This window comes from Cobetia crustatorum (assembly GCF_000591415.1).
Classification (GTDB): Bacteria; Pseudomonadota; Gammaproteobacteria; order Pseudomonadales; family Halomonadaceae; genus Cobetia; species Cobetia crustatorum.
On the sequence record NZ_JEMF01000063.1, the window covers coordinates 18015 to 43324 of the forward strand.

The 25310-nt window shown below is 57.0% G+C and carries 26 protein-coding genes; 10 read left to right on the forward strand and 16 right to left on the reverse strand.

Annotated elements, in window-relative coordinates; translation table 11 throughout:
* Positions 1-167: 167 nt before the first annotated feature.
* Positions 168-851 (forward strand): TetR family transcriptional regulator C-terminal domain-containing protein, encoded by a 684-nt coding sequence (locus BF12_RS0113200; RefSeq protein WP_024952682.1) that lies wholly within the window; start codon positions 168-170, stop codon positions 849-851.
* A gap of 92 nt (positions 852-943) precedes the next feature.
* On the opposite strand, the gene BF12_RS0113205 is transcribed toward BF12_RS0113200, so the two are convergent.
* From BF12_RS0113205 to BF12_RS0113275, 14 genes are all read right to left on the reverse strand, one after another.
* Positions 944-1519, reverse strand: a complete 576-nt coding sequence (locus tag BF12_RS0113205) for a hypothetical protein (RefSeq protein ID WP_024952683.1) — start codon at positions 1517-1519, stop codon at positions 944-946.
* Positions 1516-1872 (reverse strand): hypothetical protein, encoded by a 357-nt coding sequence (locus BF12_RS0113210; RefSeq protein ID WP_024952684.1) that lies wholly within the window; start codon positions 1870-1872, stop codon positions 1516-1518. The genes BF12_RS0113205 and BF12_RS0113210 overlap by 4 nt, the downstream gene beginning before the upstream one ends.
* A gap of 744 nt (positions 1873-2616) precedes the next feature.
* On the reverse strand, positions 2617-2979 hold the full coding sequence (locus BF12_RS0113220) for a hypothetical protein (protein ID WP_141103648.1): 363 nt from the start codon (positions 2977-2979) through the stop codon (positions 2617-2619).
* 84 nt (positions 2980-3063) lie between these two features.
* Positions 3064-3678 carry a TerD family protein gene (locus tag BF12_RS0113225; protein WP_024952687.1) on the reverse strand — a complete coding sequence of 205 codons (615 nt, stop codon included), beginning with the start codon at positions 3676-3678 and terminating at the stop codon, positions 3064-3066.
* 77 nt (positions 3679-3755) lie between these two features.
* Positions 3756-4487, reverse strand: a complete 732-nt coding sequence (locus BF12_RS0113230; protein ID WP_024952688.1) for a hypothetical protein — start codon at positions 4485-4487, stop codon at positions 3756-3758.
* 17 nt (positions 4488-4504) lie between these two features.
* Entirely contained in the window at positions 4505-5380 is an 876-nt protein-coding gene (locus BF12_RS0113235) for an aldolase/citrate lyase family protein (protein WP_024952689.1), read from the reverse strand.
* Positions 5377-6531, reverse strand: coding sequence for a cysteine protease StiP family protein (locus BF12_RS0113240; protein WP_024952690.1), 1155 nt, complete (start codon positions 6529-6531; stop codon positions 5377-5379). Before BF12_RS0113240 ends, BF12_RS0113235 begins: the two co-directional genes overlap by 4 nt.
* Positions 6528-7283, reverse strand: coding sequence for a hypothetical protein (locus tag BF12_RS0113245; RefSeq protein WP_156941180.1), 756 nt, complete (start codon positions 7281-7283; stop codon positions 6528-6530). The genes BF12_RS0113240 and BF12_RS0113245 overlap by 4 nt, the downstream gene beginning before the upstream one ends.
* Complete coding sequence (locus BF12_RS20120) at positions 7280-8479, reverse strand: phosphoribosyltransferase domain-containing protein (RefSeq protein ID WP_024952692.1); 1200 nt, start codon at positions 8477-8479, stop codon at positions 7280-7282. The genes BF12_RS0113245 and BF12_RS20120 overlap by 4 nt, the downstream gene beginning before the upstream one ends.
* Positions 8476-8904: a hypothetical protein gene (locus BF12_RS0113255; protein WP_024952693.1), complete on the reverse strand. Its 429-nt coding sequence runs from the start codon at positions 8902-8904 to the stop codon at positions 8476-8478. Before BF12_RS0113255 ends, BF12_RS20120 begins: the two co-directional genes overlap by 4 nt.
* Positions 8905-8960: 56 nt before the next feature.
* Positions 8961-9539: a TerD family protein gene (locus tag BF12_RS0113260; RefSeq protein WP_024952694.1), complete on the reverse strand. Its 579-nt coding sequence runs from the start codon at positions 9537-9539 to the stop codon at positions 8961-8963.
* A 91-nt stretch (positions 9540-9630) separates the two neighbouring features.
* Entirely contained in the window at positions 9631-10203 is a 573-nt protein-coding gene (locus BF12_RS0113265; RefSeq protein WP_035160145.1) for a TerD family protein, read from the reverse strand.
* 99 nt (positions 10204-10302) lie between these two features.
* Positions 10303-11307 carry a TerC/Alx family metal homeostasis membrane protein gene (locus tag BF12_RS0113270; protein ID WP_024952696.1) on the reverse strand — a complete coding sequence of 335 codons (1005 nt, stop codon included), beginning with the start codon at positions 11305-11307 and terminating at the stop codon, positions 10303-10305.
* Positions 11308-11321: 14 nt separating this feature from the next.
* On the reverse strand, positions 11322-11786 hold the full coding sequence (locus BF12_RS0113275; protein ID WP_024952697.1) for a tellurite resistance TerB family protein: 465 nt from the start codon (positions 11784-11786) through the stop codon (positions 11322-11324).
* A 341-nt stretch (positions 11787-12127) separates the two neighbouring features.
* On the opposite strand from BF12_RS0113275, the gene BF12_RS0113280 reads away from it, so the two are divergent.
* From BF12_RS0113280 to BF12_RS0113310, 8 genes are all read left to right on the forward strand, one after another.
* Complete coding sequence (locus BF12_RS0113280; RefSeq protein ID WP_024952698.1) at positions 12128-13351, forward strand: TerD family protein; 1224 nt, start codon at positions 12128-12130, stop codon at positions 13349-13351.
* 155 nt (positions 13352-13506) lie between these two features.
* Entirely contained in the window at positions 13507-14151 is a 645-nt protein-coding gene (locus tag BF12_RS0113285; protein ID WP_024952699.1) for a vWA domain-containing protein, read from the forward strand.
* Between the two features lie 11 nt (positions 14152-14162).
* Positions 14163-14810 (forward strand): vWA domain-containing protein, encoded by a 648-nt coding sequence (locus BF12_RS0113290; protein ID WP_024952700.1) that lies wholly within the window; start codon positions 14163-14165, stop codon positions 14808-14810.
* Between the two features lie 41 nt (positions 14811-14851).
* Positions 14852-15913, forward strand: coding sequence for a TerY-C metal binding domain-containing protein (locus tag BF12_RS0113295; protein WP_024952701.1), 1062 nt, complete (start codon positions 14852-14854; stop codon positions 15911-15913).
* Positions 15910-17757 (forward strand): PP2C family serine/threonine-protein phosphatase, encoded by a 1848-nt coding sequence (locus tag BF12_RS0113300; protein ID WP_024952702.1) that lies wholly within the window; start codon positions 15910-15912, stop codon positions 17755-17757. Before BF12_RS0113295 ends, BF12_RS0113300 begins: the two co-directional genes overlap by 4 nt.
* Positions 17750-18211 carry a hypothetical protein gene (locus BF12_RS22950; RefSeq protein ID WP_248623715.1) on the forward strand — a complete coding sequence of 154 codons (462 nt, stop codon included), beginning with the start codon at positions 17750-17752 and terminating at the stop codon, positions 18209-18211. Before BF12_RS0113300 ends, BF12_RS22950 begins: the two co-directional genes overlap by 8 nt.
* On the forward strand, positions 18100-19245 hold the full coding sequence (locus BF12_RS20125; protein ID WP_248623716.1) for a helix-hairpin-helix domain-containing protein: 1146 nt from the start codon (positions 18100-18102) through the stop codon (positions 19243-19245). The genes BF12_RS22950 and BF12_RS20125 overlap by 112 nt, the downstream gene beginning before the upstream one ends.
* Positions 19246-19521: 276 nt before the next feature.
* Complete coding sequence (locus tag BF12_RS0113310) at positions 19522-20751, forward strand: amidase family protein (protein ID WP_024952703.1); 1230 nt, start codon at positions 19522-19524, stop codon at positions 20749-20751.
* Positions 20752-20792: 41 nt separating this feature from the next.
* Here BF12_RS0113310 and puuE read toward each other — a convergent pair whose 3' ends face one another.
* Positions 20793-21752 carry an allantoinase PuuE gene (gene puuE / locus BF12_RS0113315; protein WP_024952704.1) on the reverse strand — a complete coding sequence of 320 codons (960 nt, stop codon included), beginning with the start codon at positions 21750-21752 and terminating at the stop codon, positions 20793-20795.
* Positions 21753-22154: 402 nt separating this feature from the next.
* Here puuE and BF12_RS0113320 point away from each other — a divergent pair, with 402 nt between their 5' ends.
* The gene (locus BF12_RS0113320; RefSeq protein ID WP_024952705.1) at positions 22155-22877 is read left to right on the forward strand and encodes a DUF3581 family protein; all 723 of its coding nucleotides are present in this window, start codon (positions 22155-22157) and stop codon (positions 22875-22877) included.
* 143 nt (positions 22878-23020) lie between these two features.
* On the opposite strand, the gene selD is transcribed toward BF12_RS0113320, so the two are convergent.
* Complete coding sequence (gene selD, locus BF12_RS20130) at positions 23021-25267, reverse strand: selenide, water dikinase SelD (RefSeq protein ID WP_282705506.1); 2247 nt, start codon at positions 25265-25267, stop codon at positions 23021-23023.
* Positions 25268-25310: the final 43 nt, after the last annotated feature.

Here is a 25310-nt window from a genome sequence, read left to right on the forward strand (position 1 = left end):
AACTGGTCAGCCCTTGATGTGTTATTTTTGTCTCCGACAAGGCGTATGGGGGAACCCAGCTCGCCGTCACGCGAGTATTTTTCCAAGAGTGTCTCTCAATTCTGATTGCCGAGAGTGCTGTTGCGAGTGTGTTCGTAAGATTATTTCCGACCTGATGAGTGATGCCGATGCCCGCGGATCCCCCTTCTTCTCTGTATGCTGAAGTCCGACGTTCTCGTAGTGCGGAATTTAGCGCGGCTCCTGCCAGCTCTCCCCGTGAGCAGGCGGAGAGTCGTATTCTTGAAGCTGCCGAGTGTGTGTTCGCCTGCCATGGCTATCGTGGCAGCACCTTGAAGCAGATTGCGGATGTCGCAGAGCTGCCCAAGGCGAATTTGCTGTATTACTTTGGTTCCAAGGAAAAACTCTATGTGCATTTGCTTGAGCAGACGCTGACACGTTGGAATGCATCGCTTGAAGATATTTCGCCCGAGGATGAGCCGCGAGATGTGTTGGAGGCGCTGGTACGTACCAAGTTGAAATTGGCGCGTCAGGCCCCGCAGGCGTCACGGTTATTTGCGGCAGAGGTCATCAGTGGCGCGCCTTTTCTGCGCGAATATCTCAGCGGCGCGCTGCGTGACTGGGTGCAGGTGCGCTGTGACGTGATGAAGGCTTGGATGGTCGCGGGCAAGCTGCGCGAGGCTGAGCCGATGTGGGTGATCTATCTGATCTGGTCTACTACGCAGCACTACGCTGATTTTGCAGCACAGATCGATTATCTCGGCGGAGCCCCGCAGACCGATGAAGACTGGGAGCGATTGGCAGACTTCGTCTCCAGTACCTTGTGTGATGGGTTATGTCCGCGTCAGGCATGACTTTCTGAATGCTCCTGCGACTAACGACAATGCCCGCCCCGAAAATCGAGGCGGGCATTGTCGTTGCTGAACGTCGCTGCATGATGCAAATGTCAGCTGGCCAATTCCAGCGCCGCGAGAGGGGGCCCGCTCAGCTGAGCGCCGGCGAGTTGAAGGGGCTCGCAATGTTGATGCATCTGCCAGCAATCACGTGCCTCTGTCGCGAGATAAATCAGGGCGGTATCTGCCCTCAGCCATAGACGGGTCAGGTCCCGTTGATGACGGGCGCGATTGGCAAGCGGCAGGGCATCCGCGGTGATTACCACTACTGGTGCCTTGAGTAGCCAACGTGGCGCATGACTTGGCCAGCTATGATGAACGGCATCTAGCCACGGGGCCTGAGGATGCGCGGGGGAGGCTTGCCAGCGCCAACCGCGACCGATCTCCATGATGCCGCGTGTTGTCCAGATCAGGCTGCGGCGAGGGAGTTGTCGCTCAAGGCTTGTCAGCAACACATTATCGCTATCGGTCAGCGGTTGGATCGCCCCATTTGCAAGACTCAGGTTCTCTCCAGTGTACTGCCCGCTGATCAGCTTGAGCTGTACGCGCACGTCTGGAGTACCCACTGTCAGGCTATTTTCCAGTGGGATGTGCATGCCGCATTCCATGCCAATGGTATAGATGCTCATGCCAGCATACCGCGGCGCGTGATTGCTTGATGGCGATGTAATGTTTCCCAGTCAGCCTGCACTCTATGATTGATTTCGGGATGGAATACTGCCTGTTGCTGGGCGACAAGAGATGCGCTGGTCTCACTGGAATTGCGTGTATCGTGCACTGGAAGTTCAGGCAATGTTCGCGTGCGATGCGGTGGAGCCTGGTAGCCCATGGCCATCATGTCGAGCAGTTGATGAGACGATGTCTGTGGCGCCTCGACTGTCATGTTCGCTTGCTGAGATAACCGCGTGAATTTCTGCGTGGTGACCTTGGCAGTCATGGCCCGGCAGGTATCGAAAAGAGTTGTCATCGGAGTGGTGGCCATGAGAAAGCTCCTTGCTCATCGCGAGCGCTTTATCGGGAATATTGCAGCCAGGATGTGAGTGACTGCCCGGGATAGGTAAAGCGCATAGCATGCCGAGAGAGATAGCCATGTAAGTAAAACAGCGGCTTGAGGGCGATGTTCCCTCCGGCAGGACACAAAATGACGGATATGTTGACGGTTGATGTGCGCGAACATCGGTCTTCGATGCACTGTCGGCGGACAGCCGGCCTAGCGATTGCACTGTCATGAGGCATGTCGGAGCCAAAGACATTGTCATCACACTTTTGTCATCAATAGAGGCAAGAGATACCTATTGCAGTACTGCCTGATTGAGGGGCGTAGCGAGATACGGCCTGTCGCCGATATCGTGGGTGTGCTGGATGCGTTAGGGGAGCGAGGAATAGGGTGTCATCATCATGATATGAAGCAGAATAATGGCATATCGACATGGGCGAAGGGTACGTCGTATATCATGACTAGCAATGTAATAATGGTGATATAAATAATTTAATATAATGTCATGGAAGAGACTGTGTAGAGATTAAATATATAGCGGGGAGTTTTAATAGTAGTGTTGATTGATATATAAATGTGATGAGAATTACTAAGCACAATCACTGTCAATATTGCATATGCCTCGTTTCAGTGTCGCTTGTTTCTATACAGATATAAAGATGGTGTGTGTCGAGGGCATGTCTCGTGGCGTACGTAGACCTGGGACAGCTGGCCCCAGGACGTTACTCTTCATGGCTCACCGAGGCTGGCTCGGGCGCTACTGGTGCTGTAGAGCTGCTCCAGGTGCTCCAGTTTCTCCTCGGTCAGCCCGAGTTGTTGCACATATCGCCACAGAGGAAGTCCGCGCACCCTGGCGCGCTGTTCTAACGCTTCCTTGGTAGCCTGATCGATATTGGTTCGTGCCAGATGGTGTCGTGACTTGTAGCGATGTGACCTTACATTGTCACGTGCACGTCGCCACTCATCATCGCTGGCCCATGTATCTGCCCATGCAATCAGGCTCTGGGCATCACGGATCTTGATCAGTTCGGCCCGGGGTTGAATCTTGCTCTCACAAGCAGCCTGCCCCAGAAAATACCGAACATATAACACGACCTCATCCTGAGGGGGCGCAGTCTTGTTCATAAGCGAGAGGGCCGGCGTTAGCGGCCGACCCATCCTCCCGAGGCATGATGATTACGCGCTGATGTAGTCCTGAGCAAACGAAGCCAGCGTTGTTTTCAGGTCGCGAGCTTCGACGGCGACACCGATGGAGCGGAATTTCCACTCGGCACCGTGACGATAGACACTGCCCAGAATCATGCTGACGCGGCCAGAGAAGGACGCGTCATTGGCCACGTCGAATGTTGCAAAGACTTCACCCTGACCGGCACGGCCGTTGTGGATGCGCGCACTAGCGAAAGGAATCTCGCCAAAGTTCTGCTGGCTAAAGGAATTCAAGACCAGTGCTAGTTGAGTGACGTTGCTGGGCACCTTGTTGAGATTGATCTGAATGACCTCGTTATCCTGCCCGTCATCGCCACCGGTATCACCGACACGGTCATCACCGCTGTGCTTGATGGAAGAACACTTGGACGTGAGCTGGCCAAAATAAATGATGTCGATGATCTTGCCGCTGTCATCGAACATGCCGATGGAAGCATCCAGATCGACGGCTTGATGTTTCACACCGCCAAACAGTTTCTTTTTCTCGATGGCGCCCCAGTTTACACCGATTTCGATGTAATCCAGCTTGGAACCATCATCCTTGGCGAGACTGATGCGCTGACCTTTGGACAGATTGATAGCCATTGTTATGTGCTTCCTTGTTGCGCGCCGGAGCCCCGGCAGAGAGTGGGAGTGGGCCATTGTTGGATGGCCCGAATACGTCAGCTGAACAGTTTGCCGAAGAGGCCTTTCTTGGTGGCCTGCTGCGGAACATTGGCAAAGTGGCGCTCAATGCGTTTCTTGGCGTTGTACTTGGCAGCGTAATTAGCCTGAGCGCCCTTGAACACGGCAGGGCCGGAGATATCGACGTCGATGGAGGTACCGTGCCATGCCAGCCAGGCGGTTTCTTCCTGGCCGGGACGTGATGTCTTGCCTGACGGCGCAAGGATGACTTCATCCTCAGTCACGATGGCATAGCCGATGATGTAGGTGTACACGCCATCGACATTGGCATCGGCGTTCTGGGTGAAGTCGTAATCGCAGACCACCTCCTGGCTGCCAAAGCTCATTTTCATGCGCGGCTTCAGCGTGGCGACAGCGACCGCACCATTGGCGACAGCGGAGTAGACGCTGAAGCACAGTGCCACCGGACCGCCCATGCGCTTGGCGATGTCACGGGCAACCGTAATCTGCTCTTCACCAGGCATTTCGGTACTGGCACCTTGAACGTCACCGTGATGACGCGCGTACGGCACATCATCAAGACTGCAAGGGTAGGCGCCATCGATCAGGTACATCTGCTCGTCTGGCATCAGAATCGAACAGCGTAGATCCAGATCGTCATTATCCTTGTCATCGCCGTTGTCGACCCACTGCGCGCGAACCAATAAATCACTGCTGCCTTTGGTCAGGTCGATAGTGGCGGTCTGGTCCGGCTTGTTGAGGTTGATCATGTGGTTCTCTCCTTGATTCACGAGGTCGCGTTGACGTTCAAGCTGGAGATGCGGCGTGCCCAGGTGGCATGACAGGTTTGTTCCATCATCTGTCCATCGTGCCGGAATACGGCAGTATCTGAGTGGAGCAAAGCGTCTGCCTGCGCCTTCTGGCGTGACAGCGCATGAGCGAAATGCGCTTCGACGACATCAATCTGGCTCGGATGAATACAGGTCTTGGCATAGAAGCCCCACGCGATGTCCTGTGTGATCTCACGAGATAGCGTGTCCGTTTCATCGATCAAGTCACAAACAGGTGCCGCTAGCTCATAGCCTGCAGGCCGGAAGGTGGTGATGATGCGTTCCAGCGTGCCGCGCAATGGCGTGTCATAGATGGTCTGCCCGGATTGACGTTTGAGACCGATAGTCCCCAGCAGATCATTTGCCCCGATACGCAAGGCAATCACGGGATTGGACAGTGCTTGAATGGCCTCCAGCAGCGCATCTGTGGTGGAGTCTCTAAACAGAGCGAGCGTCTCAAGCGTTGGCATGATGGCAAGCGTTGGTGCCATTTCAAGCACGACCTGCCACGCCGGTGCCGTCTCAGCATCGAATTTCGGTACGACCACGCCATCGATGCGTGCCATTGCCTCGGGCGATGCAATTATCTGTTGCAGCACAAGGGGAGAGCGCGGGCGCACGAAGCGCAGGAAGGGCACGTCCAGCGGTGCGGTCTTGAGTGCCTTGATCAGTCGCCGAACGGCCCACGTCACTTCACTGTCGATGACGGCATCTTCAGTGCAGATGATCAGTGACCGTGCCGTGTGGCAGCCTTCACTCAGGATGCTGTCCAGTGATTTATGCGTGGCTGGCACGTACAGCGAGGCGCCCAGATGCCCATAAAGTTCATTCATTGGGTGGCCTCGTCGCGTCGTCCATCACGCTCCAGTGCCTTGATCAGTGCACAGGCATGAAACGGCATGTCGTCGTTCACGATCACCGGAACCTCTTTCTCTTCAGCCAGCAGCAGCAGGTGCTCAACATCGGGATGTTCACGGTCGCGCACCATGAGCAGCGCAGGTACGCGGCGGAGCATGACGCGAGTCGCCTCGGCGATCCCCGGCTTGATGTGATTGATGTCCTCAACCGCATAGTCCTTGCGAATCTGACTCAGCATTTCGCGCATCAATGCCTGTTGACGCAGGCGGTCGTCATCCCGGGTGACGACATCACGGATAGCCGCGCTATCGCCCAGGTGAGCCGCGACGCGCTCGATGAAAGCCTGCGACTGATCGTGCTCGGCCAGCTCGTCATAGATGACACAACCATGGAAGGCGCCTTGTGGCACCTGATCATTCAAGACCGAGCGTGACACCAGTCCCGACACGGTAGCATTCAATATGCCGGAAGGAATGGCGTAATCTTCATAGGTAGCGGCGTAATCTGCAGTGCCGCCGATATCGGAGATGACGGCCAGGCGCACGGGGACTTCGGATTGCTGGCGACTACGGCGCGCTGCGTTGTAGTGATTGAGGTCGCGCTTCAGTTCGCCGGTAATGACGCCTTTGGCGGTCCAGGCATCCACGAATACGATGCGGCTCGGTGAAACACCGACGTCATCGAGCAGATAGTCCAGTGCCGCACGGTCGATACCGCGATCCCGAATGATAGACACGCTGTAATGTGCAGCAGTCTGCTCTTCATGATCGACCAGTGCCCGGCGCAGGAGTGCGCCGACCGGTGTACCGGCACGTACCAGGCTTATCAATACCAGTGGCGCTTCACTGCGACCGTATTCCAGCAGTAACTGGCGTGCCAGCTGGCGAACTTCTCTCGCCAGTCGCGGTGCGTAGCGCGTACATAGAGTATCGAAGAGCGTCAGATACTCAGCGCTTGGCGCGGGCTCACGGTGAATCATTTCGCTGTAGTGTGCTTCACCCGACTGAATACGGCGTTCCTTCTCCTCGATACTGAGAAACTGACCCTCAATCGGGGTCAACAGGAAGCGGCAATCGTCTGGCTGATAAGAGCCATGAAGCGTCGCCGTCGCGACCATCGTGGTCATTGGGCATGTCCCTTGAGTTGGTGCCAGATCTGGCTGCGTGTCGGGATGACGGTCATGTCACTGGCGGCCATGAATTTCAGGTCGGAGAGACTGTCACCCAGTGCGATCACGGTGTCCTCGGGCTGACGGTTGATCACCTGTTTCAGCAGATAGTCACAGGTGGCAGCCTTGCAGGTATATGCCGGACGCAGTGCAGCATTGCGGCGATTCATATGAAGCGTGAGGTCATGTGCAGCCGCGACGTCATGTAACGCCTGATGGAGTCCGTGAGGCAGGGATTCCGGTGCCTTGATTGACAGATAGACGGGGACTTCGAGATCACTCAGCTCACGCAGTGACAGGACCACGCCCGGGAATTGATATTCGAGGATTTCTGTCAGTGCGCGGCGCGCTTGAGTAATGTTGGCCTGAGCGGCAGCTTGTTGCGGAGCCAAATGTTCCTGCCATGCCGGTAGCAACTGCCCATTGTGCAGGAGAAGTGCGCCGTGACTGACCACTGCATAGTCGGCCTTGAAAGTGAGATTCACGCGATCAAGGGCATAACTGGTACGGCCTGTCACTGGCACGATAATGTCAGCCTGCTCGCTGAATAACGACCATATACGCTGTTGCTGTGGCGTCTGGTACGACAGTGGCTGTCCATCGCCATCCACGGCTGCCATGTGCGCGCGCGTTGCGCCGTCCGGGAGAGAGCGCTCACTGGCGAACAGGGTGTCATCGAGATCGGTCAGCAGAATCAGTCGCCCTGTCACCACACCGTCTCCGTAGGGAGGTGGGCGGTATCAGCCTGCTGAGGCTGCGCGAGATGAGCATCTTCCAGTGCAACCGAATAGCGAGGCGCCTCGACGCCCTCGAACGCCATCGGATGGCGCGTCGCATCGGCATTGTAGAGAAAGTGGCGTTTCTCTGGCTGCCCCAGTGCAGGTATCTCAAGGTGGCTTGCGATGCCATCACCGATGGCAATGGGGGAGCGGGTCGAACTTTGGAAGCGCACGTCATGCCCAGCGTGGGACATGGCGAGTGCCAGACGAAAGGGCGCATCCAGGAATTCGCCCATGCCATAGATCACGACAGGGCCCGTGGTGGCGGGGTCGCCACATTGTGCCAGTCGTGTCTGCAGTGCCTCAGGGAGTGGGTCGGCGTCGTGATTCATGCGCTTGCCGAACAGGCCATCTTGCTCAAGCGGCATGGTCGAGGTTGATCGATGCTCGCGTATCAGCACATCACAGAAATCGGTATCGACATCGGCCGGCAGTACAGCGTGGTATCCGGGGTCTGGCGTGAAGGTGAAGGTACCTGCCATCAGTTGAACAAAGTGAACCTCGAGATGCCCCGGCAGTGCTTCCAACAGGCGCGCGCGTGCGTCGTCTGTCAGCCAGCTGACCAGCGAGACGATGTGCAGGCGAGTGATGTTTGCCAACACTTCCTGACCGACCAGCTCACTCGCCAACTGTGCCAGCGTGAGGCCGGTCGAGATTTCATCGTCGACCAACACCAGATCAGTCGCCTTTGCGACATTGGCTGCTGCTTCTTGGCTCAGGTGGGCCATGTGCATGGTGTCGGCATGCGAGTGGGCCTCGCGGATGCGCAACCAGGGCTTGGGTACGAGAAAACGGGTGGTGTGCTGGTAGATACAGTCACAGTGGAGGCGACCAAGATGGCGTGCCACGCCAGCGCCGAGTCCTACGGCTGTTTCTGCCATGCCGACGACATAGGCGCTGTCACCGGCCAGCGTTATCTTCTGGGCTAACTCGGCATGGACTTGGTCCATCTTGCGCGGATCGACAGGAACATGTTTGCCAAGAACGCGCGAGACGAATAGATAGCCGCGGCGGGGATTGAGGCGAGAAGCAAAGGTGAGCAGCTCATCGAGCCGTTCAGTACCCTCGGTCAGTGTAAGATCCAGTCGACCGGCGGTAATGTGCTGTGTGAGGGTCTGAGCTGTCATGCGGCAGGCTTCCTGTTGAGGCGGAGACTCTGGAAAGACCGCTTGATCAACTGAGTCAGTACGTAGACGCACCAGCCAGAGAGGCTCAGTACAGCCACCAGACTGAGTTGATATTCAGGCGTTATCGGACCAAACAATCTTTCCAGAATCATCCAGAGGGGCATTGCCAGCAGTGAGGGGATAACGAGTACATGCCAGAGCATTTCTACGCGACTGAGGCGTACACGATATCGACTAAGTGCGAGAGCCCATGGGCGATAGAGAAAAGTCACTGCGATGGTGATAGATCCCAGCGTAATGGGGACCAGGCACCACAACGGCTGCTGCTGGAATCCAAGCCAAAAGCTGCTCCAGGTAATGACAAGCCAGAAAGCGCCTTCTACTGCACCGATGAAATCGGCACGCAGTTTTGAACGTGTAGACATTGAGACTCCGAGATAGGGGCGGGGGCCGTAGCCCCCGCCATCAGTACAGCCAGCGCTTAACTTGCGCTCAGACCATACTTGCCTGCCAGTCCGGCCAGGCCATTGGAGAAGCCTTGACCAATGGCTTTGAATTTCCATTCACCGTTGTGACGATACACTTCACAGAAGATCATCGAGTTCTCGACGGAGTAGTCTTCAGACAGATCGTAACGAACGACTTCCTGGCTGGACTCGAGATTGACGATGCGCGCGAACGCGTTTTCGATACCACCGAAGTTCTGGCCGCGTGACTCGGCTTCGTGGATGGTCACGGTCACTGCCAGTTTTTCGACATCGGCCGGCACTTTCTCCAGATCGACGATGATGACTTCGTCGTCGCCATCACCTTCGCCGGTGAGGTTGTCACCGGTATGCTCAACAGAACCATCGGTGGACTTCAGATTGCCGTAAAAGATGAAGTCCTTGTCCTGGCGGCACTTGCCTTCGCTGTTGAGCAGGAAAACACTGGCATCCAGGTCGAATTCGGCGCCGGTAGTGACGCGATTGTCCCAGCCCAGACCGATATGAATTTTGCGAATCCCCGGCGATTCCTTGCTCAGGGAGATATTGCTGCCTTTGGAAAGAGAAATAGCCATCGCTGTGAACGTCCTGTCGCTGGTGAATGTTCAGATTATATCGAGTAAGCAGACCCGAAAGCCGAGCCTGTCTTAAGCCTTGTCGCAGGGCTTACTGCAGGCCATAGCCTTTCAGGAAGGCAGCGAGGCCGCCGGCAAAGCCATCGCCCTTGGCGACGAAGCGCCAATCGCCGTCTTTCTTGTACAGCTCGCCAAAGATGACGGCGGTTTCAGCAGAATAGTCTTCCGTCAGATCGTAGCGTGCGACGGCTTCTTCCTTGCCATCCTGAAGGATACGGATGTAAGCGTTGTCGACCATACCGAAGTTCTGGCCACGAGACTCGGCTTCATGAATGGTGACCACGACCACGATCTTCGCGACGGACGCATCGATTTTGGTAGTGTCGACGATGATGCTTTCGTCATCGCCTTCGCCTTCGCCGGTCAGATTGTCACCGGTAGAGGAGACGCCGCCACACGGGGATTTCAGGTTTCCGTAGAAGACCAATGACTTGTCGGCGCCCACCGGCTTGCCAGCGTCATCCAGCATGAGGGCGGAGGCATCGAGGTCAAAGTCGGCGCCATCGGTGATGCGTGCATCCCAGCCCATACCCAGAGTGAACTTGGTCGCGCCCTGTGCTTCCTTGGCGAGATTGATACGACTGCCTTTGCTAAGGTCGATCATGAATAAACTCCTGTGATTGGGGTCAGTGCCGGTGGTGAGGCACTGGCAAACACCCCCTTGGGCGCTTGCCAGTACCCCCTCGCGGGGATACCGGGACGATCAGGATTGATTGTCGGTGTGCGGTGTCTCCTTGCCCGGGAAGACCAGGCTTGCCAGGACTCCACCGAGGATGAGTCCAAGGACGACGAATAGACTGACTTGGTGGTCGATATGGTAGATATCAAGCGCCGACGTTCCGAGTTTAATCGCAATGAAGACCAGTACCAGTGCGACGGCCTTTTCGAGATGTACCAAAAGCTTGGCTGCTGCCGCGAGCATGAAGTACAGGTTACGTAGGCCGAGGATGGCAAATATCACTGAGGCGTACACCAGGAAGGGCTCCTGAGTGATTGCCACGATGGCCGGAACGCTGTCGAAACTGAAGATAATGTCCGAGATCTCGATGCAGATCAGGCACAACAGCACAGGCGTGGCGTAGAAGCGTGCACGCTGAGGCAGCGTGAAGCCTTCACGTTCAGCGATGGCTTCAGCTTCCTTGCCACTCAAGACAAAGCGCTTTCCTGCCATGCGTGGGAATACCGGCATGAATTTCTGAGTCAGACGTACCGACCAATGCTCGGAATAGTCTTCAGAAGTCTCTTCATCACCGCTACCGCCAAACATCTTGATACCTGTCCATAGCACGATCGCCGCGAACAGCAGTTCGACCCACTGCGACATACCAAACAGGGCCGTTCCTGCAGCCACAAAGATGGCGCGGAAGATGAGTGCCCCTGCAATGCCGTAGTAAAGAATGCGGTGCTGCAGAATACCCTTGATGTTGAAGCTGGCAAAGATGGCGACAAACACCATCATGTTGTCGATTGACAACGCCTTCTCAAGAACATATCCCGACAGAAACAGACTGGCGGACTCTTCTGAGTAGCGAATATGCAGGTAGCCATAAAATGCCATCGCCAACGCAACCCAGAAAACTGACCAACCAAGCGCATTCTTGAACGTCACTTCTTCCGCGTTGCGATGCGCAAACAGGTCAAGCCATACAGAAGCAATGACCACCACCACTAGCACGGTGACTGCTTCTATCGGGAATCCAAAGTCCATGTAGTCCTGCTCCTTTATAGACCGAAGTCTGCAGGGTCGAGCCCCAGTTCACGGGCGATGACTGATGCTTTGGCTTTTTCTGCTTCGTCGAAATCACCATCAGCCCCACCAATGGCAATGGCAAGACGCACCACCATGCGTGCCTGGTCGTCGTTCTTCTTGACCTTGCCGATGTCGTTCAGTGCCGTGATCTCAGCGAGGTCGGCATCAGTATCCGGGTTCTGCGGATCGAGAGAGTCCAGATAACTCTTGAACTTGCGAGCGACCTCGGAAGGATCGAATACGCTGAGTGCCTCGTGGTTACGGACAAACGCGATGGTCTTTTGCTTTTCATCGCGAGAAATTTCCCCATCTGCTACAGCGATCATGGCACTGGCGGCCATCGCGGCATTCAGGAAGCTTTCGGATTTGTACTTTTTCGCTTCGGTCTTGAGTGAGTTAAAAGATTCTCTTGCTTTCGACACGATTGAGTTGAGCATGATATTTCCTCGCGGTTAGCGTGTGACTCACGGTGACAGCTACAGCGTACCTTAAAAAACAGGTGAGGCAATAAGAAAGGCACCTTCAGGACGGGTAAATCGATCTGTTATCGTGCAAACTTTTACCTGTATGGCGCATGAACTACTTTTAATAATGAATGCAACATTAACGAGTCTGTAAGATCCGACCGAATATGTTGGAAAGCGTATACTGATTTTCGAACATTTTTTTCGATACAAGTCGTTTTTATAAGGCTGTATGGTAAGGCACTAGTTGCTGAATATAATGGTTATGAGTAGTTATAAATCCATCATTAACGTATTTTTCATGGAGTGTTCATATGGGAACATTACTCGTCGCGGGCCAGAATACGCGTCTCAGTGGAACTCGCTACACACTTGACTTGCAGGTGCCGGAGGCAGAACACGTCACCCTGGATGCCAGTGCTTTGTTGCTGGGCAGCACGGGGCGAGTGCAGGGAGATGTGGATTTCGTCTTCTATAACCAGCCTAAGCACCCCAGTGGTGCGGTGAACCAAGTGTCTGGTGGGCGTTTTGACGTAGACCTCAGCCGCTTGCCTGATCACGTTGAGCGCGTGGCTTTTGTATTTACGGTAGAGCAGGGGTTATCGGCTCTCACCAGTGGCTACGGATTTACGTTGGGAGGTGAAGGTCAGGAAATAAACTTCTCAGGAAGTGGTACTGGGCGTGCTGAGAAGTCATTGATCTTGATGGATCTCTATCGTCGTAACGGCGAGTGGAAGGCGAAGGCGGTAGACCAGGGGTTTGTGGGTGGCATGGCCCCCTTGGCAGAGCACTTTGGCGTTGCCGTGGGCGGCAAGCCAGCGTCAACCACTCAGTCTGCCCCTACTCCGACACCGCCGACTGCTGTACCTGCCTCCAAGCCGGCGCCAGCCCCAACGCCTGAAACAAAGCCAATCAATTTGAGCAAGATCACGCTCGAGAAGAAAGGCCAGACCATTTCACTTGAGAAGAAGTCCAACTCCTTTGGCAAGATTCACGTCAATCTGAACTGGGAGCAGGGGACGGGGAAGAGCAAGAGCGGCGGCTTCCTGAGCGGGCTGATGGGAGGCGGCGGGGATGGCAAGATCGATCTTGATCTGGGTTGCATGTACGAATTGCGCGATGGCAAGGCGGGCGTGATTCAGGCGCTGGGCAAGCAGTTTGGTTCCATGGAGCAGGCGCCGTACATCTTCCTGGACGGAGATGACCGTTCCGGCGCCGCCAGCAATGGTGAGAACCTTTATCTCAATGGCCATCACTGGACTGATATCAAGCGTGTCATGATCTTTGCCTTCATCTATGAAGGTGCTGCCAACTGGGGACAGGCTAACGGTCGGATTCTGTTCAAGACGCCCGATCAACCTGAGGTTGAAGTTCGTCTGGATGCCACGGATAGCGGCAAGAAGTTCTGCGTGGTGGCGATGCTTGAGAATGACAATGGCGCGCTGAAGGTCTCCAAGGAAGTGAATTACTTTGCGGGTCATAAGCAAGCGGATACCCATTATGGGTTCGGCTTCAGCTGGGGCCGTGGGAGCAAGTAATCCCCGTTATTTTCTCGACGGGTTCCCATGGTCAGTTTTGCGCCGACCCACGGACATTCTTTAGAGTGAATGGTCGTGGTGTTTTCATTGCTGAACTCCCTCCCTGCCAGACGGCTCCCTACGGGTGGCCGTCTCCGCCCATATAGAGGTTCATCATGCGTCGTCTTCCCGTTTATCTCGTGCTCGACAAGTCCTACTCCATGTCAGGGGAGCCCATTAACGCCGTCAATCAAGGACTGCAGAGCCTCGTTGACATGCTGCGTCAGGATCCTCATGCGCTGGAAACCGTCTATCTGTCGGTGATTGAGTTCAGCTCGGAGCCGATCCAGACCATTCCTTTGACCGATCTGATGACGTTCCAGACACCTGCCATCAAGCCGGACGGCATGACGGGACTAGGCGCGGCGCTGATGCTCACCGCCGAGCGTATCAAGGCTGAAGTCAAGCAGACGACGGCGGATACCAAGGGCGATTGGCGTCCGCTGGTCTTTGTCTTCACTGACGGTGCCGCGACCGACGACATGTCCAAGGGCATCGCTGCCATCAAAGGTGTCAGCCTGGCCAAACTGATTGGTTGTGCCGCGGGTAAGGACGCGGACGTCGAAGACCTGAAGTCGTTTGCCACTGATGTGGTGCAACTGGATAGCAATAGCGCCGAGTCCATTCGTGCTTTCTTCGCCTGGGTCTCGGCGAGCGTGTCCATGACCAGTCAGAATATTGAAGGTGGCGGCGGTGATGCGGGTGGTGAATTACCGCCACCGCCGAAGGAAATCCAGGTCATCAACCTATCCAAAGACTGAGCGAGGGCACCATGCAACGTCGTCTCCCTATCTATTTGCTGATCGATTCCTCCGGCTCCATGCGTGGTGAACCGATACAGTCCGTGAACGTAGGCCTTTCAGCCATGCTGACAGCGCTGCGTCAGGACCCTTACGCACTGGAAACGGTACATCTGTCGATCATCACCTTTGATCACAAGATTACCGACCTTGTCCCGCTGCAGCCGCTCGAGACGGCGCAGGTCGAGGACATCGAGCTGCCACGCTCGGGGGCCACTCATATGGGCGAGGCGCTCAATCACGTCTGTGACTGCGTGGAGCGCGACGTCATGACCTCGACGGCGGACCAGAAGGGTGACTTCCGCCCGATGCTGTTCGTGATGACCGATGGCTCCCCCTCGGATCTCATGGAATTCGAGAGTGCCGTGAAGCGTATCAAGGGCATGAAGTTCTCCGAGATCATCGCGTGTGCGGCGGGCCCCAAGGCCAAGACGGAGCATCTGCAGAAATTTGCCTCTCAGACGGTAAGTCTTGAAACCATGGATAGCTCAAGTTTTGCCACTTACTTCCAATGGGTGTCCGCCTCGATTGCCGCGACTGCCAGTGGCCAGCAAGCAGGGGGCGCGCCGGAAGACATCACACTGCCGCCGCCGCCGGCTGAAGTACAGGTCGTTCTGTAACCTAATTAGCAAGAAATGCAGGCCGTTCTGAAGGAGCCGTCATGAGACGCCTACCGATTTTCTTTGTACTCGATGTGTCTGAATCCATGGCTGGCGAGCCACTGATGCGGCTGCATAAGGCGATGGAGAGCATCGTCGAACAACTACGCCAAGACCCCAATGCACTGGAAACCGTGTATATCTCGGTGATCGCCTTCGCCGGGCGGGCCGGGATGGTCGTGCCACTGGTGGAGCTGATGTCCTTCTATCCTCCACGCTTGCCGCTGGGCGGAGGCACGGCGTTGGGTGAAGCGCTCGATGAATTGATGGTGCGTATTGAAGTCGACGTGAAGAAGACAACACCAAATCAGCGTGGTGATTGGGAACCCATCGTCTATCTACTCACCGATGGCCGTCCGACTGATCGGACCGCGGATGCCATTCGGCGGTGGCGCAAGACATTTTCCAGCCGCGCGCATCTGATTGCCGTCACGTTGGGTAAGGGCGCGGACACACGGATTCTCAAGCAGCTCACCGATGATGTGCTGATGTTGGAAGAAGAAGGTGGTGAGGAGCTTGCACGCTTCGCCCAGTGGGTGACGGCGTCTGTTGCCGCTCAGAGTCAGGCGTTGGATGCCGGGCGTGCCGCGCCGGGTATTTCGCTCGCCAAGGCCGGCGACGCAGGCATCACGCTGGTCAAGCCGGGCGATGAATCGACACCTCAGGACGACCAGGTCGTGGTACTGACGGGTCGCTGCTCGCGCAATCGCAAGCCTTACTTGCTCAAGTATCAGGCGCTCGCGATGCCGGATGTGCTCGGTAATTTCGGCGGTACCTCGCCGACAGGAATCTATGGGCTGGAGGGCTGTTACGGGTTGGAGGAAGATTACTTCGACTGGACGGCTCAGCGAACGGCGCCAGCGACCCCTGTCAGCACCGATCAGCTGGAAGGTGTTGCGCCATGCCCGCATTGTGGCGCGGCAACCACCTTTGCGCTGGGCGGCTGCGATCACCTCATGTGCTGCGATGGTCCGGGTGAGCAGACCTGCCCGTGGTGTGACGCGGCGGTGAACTTTGGCCCGGGCAGCAATGATGCCTTTGATGTCGGACGAGGACTCGGATGAAGCATACCCACGACTACTACGCGCAGATCTTCATGCTGTTGATGACGGGTAAGCGTGGCTATTACCGTCCTGAAGTGGTGGACGCGCTGATGGCTAACACCGAGGCTGTGGCGCTGGTCGATGATTTCACCGAGCTATTCCAGGCGCACGTGACCGAGTCCTCGCCTGGTGATACGGCGGATACGACGAGAGAAGACTGCGCATCAGTTCCCGTGCAAATGCCGCTGCCGGCAACGACGATGCCTGAGATGCCAACACCTGACATGATCACGCCAGAGCCCATCACGCTAACGGCACTCGAGGAGGCACCGTCGGCCACTCCGCAAGCAGTCGCTCCTGGGAGAGATGATGCTGAACCTGTCGAGAAGACGGTTTTGGTTCCTGAATCCTCCCAGCCCTCTGAATCCACTCAGCCCTCTGAATCCTCTGAGCGACATGAAGCATCTCTTGAGTCGTCAGTGTCGCCGCATGAGATACGCGAGCCAATCGACGTGCAGGAGACAACGCTGTCGCCTGGTGACGTTCCTGCCCCCTCGGCAGCCCCCAAGGAGCCGTCCGTGAGTGAAGTGACCCGCAATATCCCCAATGGCAGATCAGGTCAGTATTATCAGCATGACCTTGGCGCGCTGCTATCGGCAGCGTCATCCGCGGTGACTGATATCACTCTGGTGGATGATGGCGGTACGGGGTTGGTGATTGAAGGCCATCAGCTGATCGGTGAGCTTGCGGCCGCCGGTAATTTCCAGCTGGTGGTAACGGGGTGCGCTGATGATGGCACTTGCCTCGCACGCTGGACGCTCCGGCTCGCTATCATCGCCAACCCGCGCGATCTCTGGAAGACGTTGCCCTCGGATGCACAAGCCCTGTATGCCAAGGCAGATTGCGACGTTGCGCGTGAGACTAGCCCGGCTGGCTGGCAGATGTTCATGGCGTCGCAGCGAGGGCGTTCACATGCTCATCGTGGTGGTCAGCGTGATGACCACGGGGTGATCCAAACGACCAGTGCCGGCTGGAATATTCTGGCAGTGGCGGACGGGGCAGGCTCCTGCGTGCTGTCTCGTCAAGGAAGCCTACTGGCCAGCACCCGTACTGTTGAAGGCTTGGCGGCCTATCTTGAAGCAGATGAAGGCACTCTTGAGGGCGTCGTTCTCGAGTATTTCGAACAGCAGTCCACCCTCAAGACGCCGCCCAAGGCATGGATCGATGCGCTCTATCACAGCGTGTTCACCTCACTGCATCAGGGCTACAAGGCTATCTGTGAAGAGGCCCAAGCGTCGAATCAGCCGGTGAAAGCGTTTTCCACCACGTTGTTGCTGGCACTGCACAAACCCTCGCCACAGGGAGATCTGGTGATCACCTTCGGAATTGGCGATGGTGGCATTGCAGTATTGGAGACAGGCCGCGTTGCCACACTGATGAACCACGTCGATGCGGGAGCTCATGCCGGACAGACCCGTTTCCTGGATGGCGCCGTGTTCAGTAATGCCGAGCAGGATTTCTATCCGCGTATTCGTATCCAGCGCTTCACGGCACTGGAGGCGTTGGTATTGGCTACCGACGGTATTACCGATCCGATGTTTGAGTCGGACAATGATCTGCAGATGGGCGAGAGCTGGTGGCGCATGTTCGATGACCTTGCACCGTCACTGAATGGCCCGCAAGCCACGGGCGCACTGGCAGAGGACTCGGCAGCCGACGCTGTCAGTGGGCCAGTAGATGACCCATTGGTGCGCTACCTCGACTTCTTCACGCCCGGACACCACGACGATCGTACGCTGGCAGTATTGCTCCGACCGCATACCGGGAGCGAAACGACGCAGGAAGAGGGGGCCAATCATGAGTGAATCCATCATCACCTTGACGGCCTCCAATGGTGAGCAAGTCCAGTTTCGCGACAAGATCATCGCGCAAGGCGGAATGAAGGATGTTTACGCCTCGCCGGACAAGACCTACGTAGTGGCCTTCTACCGAGCCGAGCTGGATGATGCTTCCCGCCAGCGCCTGCAGATGATCACTGGCCCGTACCGTGAACGTATCTTCAGTGAAGCCAGCGGTGATTATTGGCACCAGATGTTTTGCTGGCCAACGGCGACGGTCGAACATGAGGCCGTGTCGGTGTGGTGGCGCCATTTTATCAAGACCATTTTTTCTTTGAGCACGGTTCGTTCAACAACGACATGCTCAAGATTCGCGGCAAGGACAAGGAAGGCAAGTGGTTTGCCGCTCCGAACAATCAGTTCAAGTTTCTGGATGAGCGCGAGCGAGGCAATTGGCTGTCCTATCTCCAGCTATGCCTGAGATTGTCGCGCGCCGTGCGCAGACTGCATGCGGCCGGCCTGGCGCATAGTGATCTCAGTTACAAGAATGTGCTGCTCTCGCCGACGACCGGTCAGGTGTGCATCATCGATGTGGATGGGCTGGTGGTGCCTGAACGCTTTCCACCAGAGGTCGTCGGCACCCCGGACTTCATTGCGCCGGAAGTGGTGGCCTCCAGTCACCTTGAGAAGACGGATCCGAATCGCGCGCTCCCCAGTATCACGACGGACCGACATGCGCTGGCGGTGATGATTTACACGCTATTGTTGCTACGTCATCCGCTTCGGGGCAGGAAGGTGCATGCCGAAGACCCCGGGGAGGACGAGCGGTTGACCATGGGACGCGAGGCGCTCTTCATTGAGCATCCTGCTGATGCCAGCAATCGCCTCAGTCCTGCTGAAGCCAAGCCCACTGAGCTGCCGTGGAAAGATCCCGAAGCATTGCCCTACACGATTACCGGCCCTTATCTGAAAGAGTTGTTTGATCGTGCCTTCATGGAAGGGCTGCAAGCGCCACGCAAGCGTCCGAGTGCCGATGAATGGGAAGCGGCATTGATCAAGACCGTCGATCTCATCCAGCCATGTCAGAACAATGACTGTGCTCAAGGCTGGTATGTGTTTGCCAATACTACCGCGCCACAGTGCCCCTTCTGCGCGACGCCCTATACGGGTGAGCTACCGATTCTCAATCTGTATTCCCAACGCGGGGACAGCTTTCGGCCGGATAACCATCGCCTGATGGTGTACTCCAATCAGAGCCTGTTCGCGTGGCATGTCGATCGTACGATCACGCCCAATGAACGCCTGGCGGTCGATCAGCGCTCACGCGTTGGTTACTTCGTCCAGCATCAAGGGCGCTGGTTTCTGGTCAATGAGCGCATGCCAGCACTGCGTAACGCCCAGACTGGCGAAGACCTGCCGATCGGCAGTCAGATAGAGCTAAAGGAGGGCCTGCAGCTCATCACGGGCAAAGATCCGGGCAGTCGCCTGTTTCACGTTCAGATGGTCAATGGCTGATATTACACTCGCCTCTACCGCACAGAGTCGTGACAGGCGGCATTGCCTCGTGATGGCGCACCCGTGGGCTTGTTTGCACCAGTAATGCCTTGTTGGCGATCTCATCTGCTCATGGATGTGTCGCCGTGCTCACCCTCCTGTCCAATGTGCGAGGGTGATATTGCAACTCGTGTGCTTGGCACATGGGTTGCAGTGAATGAAAAGGGAGAGGCATGTCGTTGACCAATATCATGCAGAGCATCTCTCCCTCTCATTCCGCCAAGGGAGTTGGACGCCGTGGACAAGCGCATCTATGTAGCACCGGCCCGTTACTCAGGCCCTCGCGGTGACGGTGTACTCAATGGCAAACGTCTGGTGGTCAAGGATCTGTTTGCAGTGCGTGGTGAGCGCACCGGGCAGGGCAATCCTGACCTTCTGGCGCAGGCTCCGAGAGAAACGACAACGGCGACTGTAGTGCTCGCTCTGCAACAGGCAGGGGCGAACTATCGTGCTCGTACCACCACCGATGAGCTGGCTTACAGTCTCAATGGCACCAATGGTCATTACGGCACCCCCGAAAATCCACGGGCGCCACTGAGGTTGCCCGGCGGGTCGAGTGTCGGCTCTGCCGTTGCAGTGGCACGTGGTGAGGCCGAGATTGGCCTGGGTACCGATACCGGTGGTTCAATCCGTGTGCCGGCCAGCTACTGCGGACTCTACGGGCTGCGACCGACGCATGGACGTGTGGCAATGACAGGGCTCAAGCCACTGGCGCCGCGCTTTGACACCGTGGGTTGGCTGACACGTGATCTCGCCACGCTCACTGAGGCAAGCCAGGTACTGCTGACGGACAGCACTGCTACCCGCATGCCGGCACGCGTGATCATGTTGATTCCTGAAGGCCTGATGGCAGGGCCATATCAGCGTCTGCTGGGTCTGCTGTCACGGCGCCTTGAGGCACTGGGATTTGCATGTGAGCGACGCCTGCTGACGCAGTCTTTCATGCGACGTGCCAGCGAGGCTTTTCGAATTCTGCAGGGCTGTGAGATCCGCCGCACGCATCAGACGTGGTTGAGCACGCCAGAACACGGTCCTGAATCACGATGGCCAACCCTGAATGCCGATATCGCGGCGCGTCTCACATGGTGCATGACATTGAGCGACGCGGATGAGCAGGCGGCAGAGGCACGGGCTGGCAGTGTGCGACGTTGGTATCGCCAGCAACTGGCAGGCAAGGAGGGCGAAGCTAAAGAGAGCGAAGCGATGTTCCTGCTGCCGACGACACCGGGGGCGTCTCCGTTATGCAAAGAAAGCCATCAGGCAATGGAAGTCTATCGGCATCACCTGATGGGACTGACAGCGTTGGCGGGGCTGAATGGTGCGCCACAGATCAGCTTGCCATGGCTGCATGATTCTGCAGCGCGTGTATCAGGTGAACTGATGCCTCCTCCATGGGGAGTGTCATTGCTCGGCCTGCCGGGGCGTGATGAAAGTCTGCTGGCCTTGGCGCGTTTGCTGGAGGCTTGATCGCACGAGTCTTGATTCTTGTACGCTGGCGGGTCGGCAGGTCAACCTGACGTGGAGAGGGTGTAAGGATGCTCGCGGTGCCAATGTTCGGCGATGTCGATGCGCCGGGTGATCCATACCTTGTCATGCGATTGCACGTAATCGAGAAAGCGCTTCAGTGCAGCGAAGCGTCCCGGGCGTCCGGCGATACGGCAGTGCAATCCGATGGATAGCATCTTGGGCGCGGACTCACCTTCGGCGTAGAGCACGTCAAAGGCATCGCGTAGATAAGTGAAGAAGTCCTCGCCAGTATTGAAACCCTGGGCACTGACAAAGCGCATGTCATTGGTGTCCAGCGTATAGGGCACCACGAGGTGTGGAACCTGCTCGCCATCAGTGGTGGTGACTATCTTCCACAGCGGTAGATCGTCGCTGTAGTCGTCGCTGTCATAGCGAAAGCCACCGTGCTCGACGACCAGGCGCCGCGTATTCGGGCTGTCACGACCGGTATACCAGCCTTGCGGGGCATGGCCGACCAATTCGCGATAGCTTTCCACCGCGCGTTCCAGGTGGGCGCGCTCATGCGCCTCATCCATATGCTGATAATGCACCCAGCGCCAACCATGACTGGCGATCTCATGACCGTCTTCCAGAAAGCGTTGCACCAATGCCGGGTGGCGTTCCATCGCCATACCCACGCCAAACACCGTCAGTGGTAGATCACGGCGTTTGAATTCATCGAGAATGCGCCATACGCCACTGCGTGAGCCATATTCGTACATCGATTCCATGCTCATGTGACGTGTTGGGAAGGCTTCGGCACCGATGATTTCGGAGAGGAATTTCTCACTCTCGTTGTCGCCGTGCAGCAGACAGTTCTCACTGCCTTCTTCGTAATTCAGGACGAATTGCACGGCGATTTGCGCACCGCCAGGCCAGTTGGCGTGTGGCGGAGTCCCCCCGTAGCCGATCAGATCGCGCGGATAGTCCTCACCCCACAGGGCAGTGTCCTTGTCTGGCATGGTATGACCTCCTGGCAATGCGGTATCGATGTTGTCATCAGGCATTGGCGTGCAGGCATTGTGCCATGGCAGCGCATATCACTTGATAGACGCCTCAGTGTGGCGTCATCCATTAGCGTGGCAGCTCGTCAGCGTGGGGAGCGCGCCACGTGAGCAGTGCCACATGGCGCAGAATGGCTCGTTACTATGAGGTTATAGACAGTATGTCGGCATTCAATCGGCTGCAATGCCTTGTAAAGCGTGCTTCAGGTCACCATCTGCTGGTCTGCAAGTGATAAAATAGCAGTCATGTGCCGGTGTACTGATATATGTCTGGCCGTTGATTCCTCCCGATGGAGGCATTTCCGCGATGGTTCAGGACGGGCCATCGATCATCATTCAAGCAGGGCAGGAAGGCAGTCCATGTTTCTTGATCAGTTTCACCGGGTCGAAGACGGCCGTGTGCGGATTACCGCAGAACAGGCAAGTCGATTCGCCAAGCAGATGGCAGGGGACTACAACCCCATTCATGATCCGGATGCACGACGTTTCTGTGTTCCCGGCGACTTGTTGTTTGCCCTGTTATTGTCGAAATTCGGTTTGTCACAGTGCATGACCATCCGCTTTTGCGGCATGGTGGGAAATGATGTTCCGCTGATGTTCGAGGCGCTCGATGTGCCCGATGAGAATGGCGTGTCGTTGCGCGTGCGTGATGAGGCAGGCAAGGTCTATCTGACGGTCGAACGCAGCGGTGAAACGACACATGACGAGGCCGTCGTGGCCAACTTCACTCGTCAGTACATCGCCTTCTCCGGGCGTAACTTCCCGCATTTTCTGCAGCCGCTGATGCTGGAGAAGGGGGTGATGTTCAATCCTGCTCGCCCGCTGGTGATCTACGACAGTATGGGCTTTTGTTTTGAGCGTCTGGATATCGCCGACTTGCACCTCGATTTCGTCGCCTCTTCGCTTGAGGTAAACGGCAAGCGTGGTGATACCTTGCTGGAATTCGGGATTCACGATGGCACCGAGTGTATCGGCAGTGGCTCCAAGAAGTTGGTTGTCAGTGGGCTGCGTGATTATTGTGCCGAGACCATGGATGCTTTCGTCGAGTCATTCGAGGCGCTCAAGCGCAATGCTGAGGCTTGAAGGCTGCTGAGTGAACTTCAGCCCATGGTGCATGCTTGAAAGTGGAACGTGACTGATAAAAACGCCTCACCGAGAGAAGTACTCTCAGGTGGGGCGTTTTGCGTTTCTGGTGATTTGGGCGCGGCGCTTGATCCGTCCGTGAATTAGCGTGTCACACTAATCGGCGCGAGTGCATCACCTTGCTCCCGTACGCGGCCAATGATGGCGCTGGCGCTGTACCCCGCTGCCTTGAGCGCAGCCAGACAGGGCTCAGCATGAGCCAACGGTACGCTGGCCAGCAGGCCACCCGCCGTCTGCGGGTCAAACAGCAATGGGTAGCGCGGGTGATCCAACAGCGTTTGCGGGTCTTTCAGGGCGCGCTTCAGCCGCAGGTTAGCGGGTTGCAATGAGCTGACCACGCCACGTGCCACACAGTCCTCGGCACCGTCCAGAATCGGGAGCGCAGTGATATCGAGTTCGGCATCGACACCGCTGGCGCGTGTCATCTCGACCAGATGCCCTAACAGGCCGAAACCGGTGACATCGGTGGAGGCACTTGCATGGTGTGCACGCAAGATATCGGCCGCCTGCTGACTGGACTGCTGCATGCTGTCGAGTGCGCCATCAATCCAGCGGCCGCGTGCCTCCAATCGCGCATGAGCTGCCAACAGCGTACCGGTACCCAGCGCCTTGGTCAGTAACAGCACCTCACCGGGTTGCATGCCGCCCTTGCAGGTGACATCCGTCATGCTCTCATCGACCAGTCCGTTCAGCGCAAAGCCTAGTGCCAGTTCCTGGCCCTCACCGGTATGCCCACCGACTAGACTGCATCCCGCTGCATTGAGAACGTCAGTGGCACCCTGCATCAGCTCACGTACCAGCGGTTCTATCTTGCGCTCGACACCTTGTGGCACGGTGGCAATGGCGGTGGCGGTATGAGGACGAGCCCCCATGGCATAGAGGTCGCCGAGTGCATGGTTAGCCGCAATGCGCCCGAAGAGATAGGGGTCGTCGATGAATGCCCGGAAGAAATCAACGCTATGCACCAACGCCTGGCCGTCCGGTACTCGCACGATGGCTGCGTCATCCGGGGCATGTAGGCCTACCAGTACATCAGCATTCTCCAAGGGGCTCAGGCTTGCCAACGCGCGTGACAGTACATTGGCACCAACCTTGGCTCCACAGCCGCCACACCGCATGGCCAATGCAGATAGCGCTTGGCGCGCTTCCTGCTCATCAAGCTCAGCGGTCAGATGAGGGTGCAGTCGCCCGCTGGCACCGGCCAGCGCCTGCCAGGCATTCCTGCAACGCTCGGCCAGTGCGAGCAGGCCGCCGCGATTGGCGGAAGCGTTCTGCATGCTGGGCAGGTCATTGAAGCGTGTCATGAACTTGTGATCAATATGGTCTTTCCAGCGCCATAGCCATGGGCGCAATTGCGGTGAAATCACGCCGAGTCTGCCGCGTGAGGCAATCGCGGCTCGATCTCCCGTGCTGATCAAGGCCAGCCAACGGGTTTGTGGCACGTAGTCCTTGAGTGGCTCACCCCGTATTGCCCGGCGTAGATTATCGGCCAGCGGGCGTGACTGACGTACGGCGAACACACCGGCTTTCTCGCGTGGATGATTGACCTGATGCGCGATGTCGCCGGCCGCGAAGATGGCAGCGTCATCCAGTGTCTGTAGCGTATCGCGTACCTTGAGAAAGCCATCATCATCCAGACTCAATCCGGTCTGCTCCAGCCAGCGTGCTCCGCCGGCTCGCGTCACCCAGATGGCCTCGTCCGCGGGATAGTGCTTGCCGGAGGTACTGATCAACAGGCGCTGTGATCTGGCGCTGGGTGTCGTAGAGCTGGGTGTCGTAGAGCTGGGTGTCGTGGAGCCAAGCGTTGAGACTGCCAAGGCCTCCGTCGCGGACTCGACCGCATTGATCTCTTCACCGAAGTGCACCGTGATACCGCGCTCACGCAGTGTGGCAGCCAGCATGTCACCAACCTCGGTGGCGTGCGTCGGTAGCAGGCGCTTGCCACGTGTGATCAGCGTCAGGCGAGGCAATAGTCCGGCTGGCATCTCATGCGCCAGGCGTTGCTGGATGGCCAGCAGTAGCTCGACCCCACCGGCACCACCGCCGACCAGCACAATCTCCAGCGGATGTTGTGCTGCTCGCGCTCGTTCAAGCAGATTCAGCCAGCGCTGCTGAAAGGTACTGATCGGCTTGACTGCGACGACGGGGGCATCAAGGGCTTCGGGATCACCGATTCCTTGGATATGATCAAGACGTGGGGTAGAACCGATGTTGATTGATAGCAGGTCGTAGCCGACCGCTGGGCGAGCGTGACAGATGACGCGCTGTTCCTCGCGATCAATGGCCGTGACATGCGTGCGGTAGAAACGCGCGCCTGCGAACTGGCACAGCGTCGTAGGTCAATATGCACATCATCAAACGAATAATGCCCCG